Raw genomic sequence first — 5,572 nt, forward strand, 5'->3', positions numbered from 1 at the left:
AATTTAATTGACTACCCGGATAAAAAACATAGATTTTCGATGGCCACTCAGTCGGCGTCCCTTCTGAACGGGCCAAAATGACAGGGGATCTGACAGGTGATTTGAAGCCACTGATTTCAAATCGGTTTGATCCAGAAGCACATTCCGGGGTTCCCGTAATTTCCCGATGAGGAAACAGAAGCTGGAAACACCCAACCTATTTAACAACATCCAATGTGGCACACACATTCGCAATCTCGGAGAAGGGCAATGATTAAAACAGCACAACAAAAAGGAAAACGGGCGGGCTTTACGCTTGTCGAAGTCATGATTGTAGTCGTGATTCTAGGCATTCTGGCTGCAACCGTTTTACCACAGTTCATTTCAACCAATGACGACGCGAAAGAATCGGTACTCGTTCAGGACTTACAGACCCTGCGCAGCCAGATTCAAATGTATAAGTTCCAGCATCTTGGAAAATATCCTGCAGACGGTTCTACCAATGCAGACGATTTCCGTGATGCGCTGCTGCTTTCCAGCGACAAAGATGGCACCACCGGTGCGATCGGAACAAAAGCATTCGGTCCGTACCTCCTCGGCAGCGTTCCTCCCAACCCTTACACGGGTGGTCGTGGAATTATGATCGTGGCTGATGTCCCTGGTACGACACCAGATGAAACAGCAAAAGACGGCACGGAAACTGTCGGCTGGATTTACGATCCTGCCACCGGCGAGGTCAAAGGAAATAATTCCGGTAATGCCGCTGACGGCAGAAAACTGGATTCACTATAATGAACGGACTCGGCCCGTTCTGAATTAGTGGCTGAGGACAATAATTAAATGTGAGTAAACTAAAGCTGCCCCTGATGCGAGAACTCGTGTCAGGGGCTCTTTTTGTTCCAAGACCCTGGTTGAGTTGCTTTTCCGATCCGTTTCCTTTTAAGTATGACTTAAGAGCATCATACAAGAGATCCTGCATCGTCGCGTGAGTCAAAGCGACTGACTGCTGATCCGGAAAGGTAATTTGATATGCCATTCGCAAAATCTTCTTTCGTTTTCCTGCTGACAGTGTTGCTGACCACGGAGTTATTCTCTGCGGAAAACGCGGGTCAGACTTCCGCAAATACACGTCCTAACATCATGGTCGTACTTTGCGACGATCTGGGATATGGTGATCTGGCCTGTTACGGTCATCCGGTCATCAAAAGCCCGAATGTCGACCGCTTTGCCAAAGAAGGGTTGAAGCTGACCAGTTGTTATGCAGCACACCCGAACTGTTCTCCTTCACGCACCGGACTGATGACGGGCCGCACTCCTTTTCGCGTCGGTATTTATAACTGGATTCCCATGTATTCTCCGATGCATGTACGCAAACAGGAAATCACCATCGCCACACTGTTGCGTCAGGCCGGTTACGCCACCTGCCATACCGGCAAATGGCATTTAAACGGCATGTTTAATCTGGTCGGGCAGCCACAACCCTCCGACCACGGGTTTGACCATTGGTTTTCGACACAGAACAATGCACTGCCAACCCACGAAAATCCTTTTAATTTCGTGCGAAATGGCAAGCCTGTGGGGAAGCAGGAAGGTTACGCAGCCCAGCTTGTCGCCGATGAAGCACAGGACTGGCTCGTCAATCTGCGCGATAAGGAAAAACCGTTCTTCATGTTCGTCTGTTTTCACGAACCGCACGAACCTATCGCCAGTGCCGAACGATTCCGCAAACTTTATGCCGCTCCCGAAGATTCGACGTTGCCTGCGCACCACGGCAACGTCACCCAGATGGATGACGCCTTTGGCCGCATCCTGAAAACCTTAGACGAACAGAAACTGCGGGACAACACGCTGATCATCTTCACCAGCGATAATGGCCCGGCGATTACCAGACGTCATCCGCACGGTTCTTCCGGACCGCTTCGCGATAAAAAAGGAGCTACCTATGAAGGCGGCATTCGCGTACCCGGCATCATTCAATGGCCGGCTCATGTCGAACCGGGCAGCACCAGCGATATCCCCGTCTGCGGCGTTGATATCCTGCCTACCTTGTGTGCGGTTGCTGATATTCCTGTCCCGGCAGATCGTGTGCTGGATGGCACGAATATTCTGCCGCTCTTCAAAGGGGAACCAGTCAAACGCGCAAGACCTCTGTACTGGCAGTTTAACCGGGCACACAACGGAGCCAAAGTCGCGATCCGCGATGGGGAATGGAAACTGCTGGCACGGCTCGATGTCCCGACCCCCAAGCCTTCCGGTGGTATTACAACGGAAGAAATCGACGCTGTAAAACAGGCGAAACTGACGGGGTTTGAGCTGTATCACATTCAAACTGATATCGCCGAAACCACGGACCGTTCTGAAAGTGAACGGGAAATTCTGGAAAAAATGAAACAGCAGATGCAGGAAATCTTCGCAGAAGTTCAGGCAGAAGCACCCCGCTGGCCCGCCTGGAAAATGGCTGGCTACGAAGGCAAAATCATTTCGGAATATTACCGGAAACAAGCCGAGCAGAATAAACAGCAAAAGCAGCCCTGATCCGGGAAAGTAATTTTCAGGCAGTACAGTCGTCAAAAAAGCAGTGCCCGTTTCAAACGCGTTGAAATGGGCACTGTGGTTTATGATTTCGAAAGCCGTTTGTTTCGCACACCGGCAGGCTGATTTAGTGGTTGAACAGGAATTCGCGGCTGTTGCTGATGGCCCACATCACGTCCTGATATCCTTCGCGTTTGTCCTTGGAACTTTTCACAATCTGGTCGCAGTTAGCCAGTTCCTGTTTGGTCGGATATCTGCTGAAGGCAGCCAGATACATTTCAGTAAACACGTCATGGTCTGCTGCTTTCGCTTTCAGCAACTGCTCGATGCGGCCGTTTTTGGTAGCCAGCTTCGTATTAATCAATTGCCCGTTGGCGACCTGCAGCACCTGAGCCAGATTCGGCTGGCTGGTGCGTTCGCATTCGCAGGTGATCACGCGCTTCGGCCGACCCAGTGTGTCCAGAAAGTAAGAATTATAGTTGGGATCAGGCAGCTCAATCGCCCGCGTTCCCTCGGGCACGCCCTGAAAGCGTTCCTGAGAGCCCGTTAAATCATCCAGCGCGTCAAGCATCACTTCCGCCGGTAATCGTTTCACATTGTACTGTGTGTAAAAACGGGTTTTCGCGACGTTTTCCGGTCGCGGATCAGAGGACAACTGATAAGCCCGCGAATTCATAATCACCCGCATCAACTCTTTCAGGTTATAACCTGATTCGACAAAGTGATCGGCCAGCGTTTCGAGCAGTTCCGGATTGGAAGCGGGGTTCGTTTCCCGCATATCATCGATGGGTTCCACAAAGCCGGTATCCATGTAATACGACCAGAAGCGGTTTACCATGCTGCGTGAAAACAGACGATTGTCAGGCGAGGTGAGCCAGCGTGCCAGGGGACGCCGAAAGTCACGATACGAGGTCACGTCGATCGGTTCGCCCATTAACGGCGTTGGCTCCATCGTTTTTTTCGTGCGGGGATGACGGATCGACCCGCTGCTTTTCACTTTGATAATCGTATCCTGACCCAAGGCACCGAAATCGACACTTCCTTTGTTGCCGACGCGCGTGAAGAACGCAGCCAGACTGTAATAGTCTTTCTGGCTGTAAACTTCGAAGGGATGATGGTGGCACTTCGCACATTGCAGACGCACACCCAGGAAAATCTGTGAAGTGGCCTCGGCCAGATCTTCGGGGTTGGTCGCAATCTTGAAATAGTTGGCAGGGCCGTTCTGATAAATCGATCCCTGAGCCGTAATGATTTCACTTACAAATTCATTGACCGGTTTGTTCTCGCGGAGCGACTGACGAATCCAGTTGGAAAACGCCCACATCCCGCCGTCGCCGACTTTGTTCCGGTTATTTCGCAGCAGATCGCCCCACTTCATGCCCCAGTAGGCACTCCAGGACTCCACATAAATATCGCGCGCCGGATCGCCGGTCAGACCGAGCAACTCATCAATCAACTGACTGCGTTTGTCGGGCGCTTGGGAAGCGAGAAATGTTTTCACTTTGTCCGGTGCAGGCAAGGTACCGATCGTATCGAGAAACGCGCGGCGGATGAATACTTCGTCCGTACACAGCGGAGAAGGTTCCAGGCCGAGTTCGTTAAACCGTTTTTTAATCTGCTCATCAATAAAGTTGTTCGGCTTGAATTCCGCCAGATCGACCTTGTCTTTGTAAGGCGAGATCACCGTCGAAACTTTGGCCTGACCCATATAACGCACCATGATCGCCGTCTGGCCCGGTCCCTGAATTTCTACTTTTCCCCGTGGCGTCACCGTGGCAATGTTTTCTACCAGACTGTCATACTGCGCAACCGCGGTCACATCCCGCTTTGTTCCGTCACTGTATTCTGCAATGACCCGTAACTGCTGCACATCCCCTTTTTTGTAACGTCGCGTCATGGGAGTCAGTTCCATGCCAACCACTTTGGCTTCCTTCTCATCGATTTCCGTGACCGCTTCCGAGATCCAGGTTTCCATAATCCGGTACTCATAAGAGTCTTTCGCGAACCGTCGTCCCCCGCCATGCGCGATCGCCATCGATGCCTTCTCTAGAATCAGACTTTTTTCGGGTTGCAAAATGGAAATGCGGCGTTGACGGTCATCGCGGGCAATCTCGGGATAATCCTGCTCTGGCGCATAGCCGAACAAGGATAATTTAAATCCCCCTTTGCCAAACTGCGAAGCATGACAACCGCCCAGACTGCAGCCCCCTTTATTCAAGACGGGAACGACATCCATGACAAAGCTGGCATTCTTGCCGCTCGGTCTCGTTTTGACTTCGACGGAAATGTCGCGTTTCTTGCCGGCATGTTCCACCTGAATCGTTCCCTTGCCGAAACCGACCGGACGCACGAGGCCTTCCGAATTCACTTCCAGAATTTCGGGTGTCAGGCTCGTGTATTTCACTTCATGAGTCAGGTCCCGCACCATTTTTCCGTTTTCGGAAACAGGAACCTGAATCTGGAAATAATCCAGCAGACCGGAAAGTGACGCTTTCTCCGGTGAGACCTGCAACGGCTGCTCGGCCGCCTCGGCTGCAGGCACCATCAACGCGCAGACCGCAAACGAAGCAACGACTAAAATTCGGTTCAACATATGATTTCTCTTCAAGTGAGTTTTCCAGTCCGTCATGAGATCAACACTCTTTATATTTGCAGTGATCCATTAGAAGAATGCGATTCACGCAAATGATTCTAACAGAAATCGGTATGAGGTCTCAGGTCAGTGTCTTACACAGGCAGGGTTGGCAGGTCGACTGTAGTCGCAGGTGGGAACTTGATGGCCTAACATAAAGGACCATTTATACTTAAATATACTAAATAACGAAAGAAATGCAAAAAAAACCTGTGTAATTTAGCAATATTTTTATTTGAATTTGGTGGGCAATAAATAGACCGACGTTCACTTTGTTATAGGCTAAAAGTGTCTACCCTCCTTATTTTACCGCTATAATTTCAAGCGATCAAGGACTGATTTTGGGGAAGGACCATTTCCGTCTCATTAATTTCCTTCCTGGAAACCGATTTTATATTTGCCTACCTTACATAAATGGTTACAATTATG

3 protein-coding genes are annotated in these 5,572 nt (G+C 50.5%); 2 read left to right on the forward strand and 1 reads right to left on the reverse strand.

The window, feature by feature from the left end:
* The first annotated feature begins 249 nt into the window (after positions 1–249).
* Positions 250–771, forward strand: a complete 522-nt coding sequence (locus Q0294_RS21390) for a type II secretion system protein (RefSeq protein WP_299469508.1) — start codon at positions 250–252, stop codon at positions 769–771.
* Positions 772–1,008: 237 nt separating this feature from the next.
* Positions 1,009–2,514, forward strand: a complete 1,506-nt coding sequence (locus Q0294_RS21395; protein ID WP_299469510.1) for a sulfatase-like hydrolase/transferase — start codon at positions 1,009–1,011, stop codon at positions 2,512–2,514.
* 124 nt (positions 2,515–2,638) lie between these two features.
* Here Q0294_RS21395 and Q0294_RS21400 read toward each other — a convergent pair whose 3' ends face one another.
* Complete coding sequence (locus Q0294_RS21400; protein WP_299469512.1) at positions 2,639–5,104, reverse strand: DUF1549 and DUF1553 domain-containing protein; 2,466 nt, start codon at positions 5,102–5,104, stop codon at positions 2,639–2,641.
* Positions 5,105–5,572 lie beyond the last annotated feature (468 nt).

Source organism: uncultured Gimesia sp., assembly GCF_937919775.1.
Lineage (GTDB): Bacteria > Planctomycetota > Planctomycetia > Planctomycetales > Planctomycetaceae > Gimesia.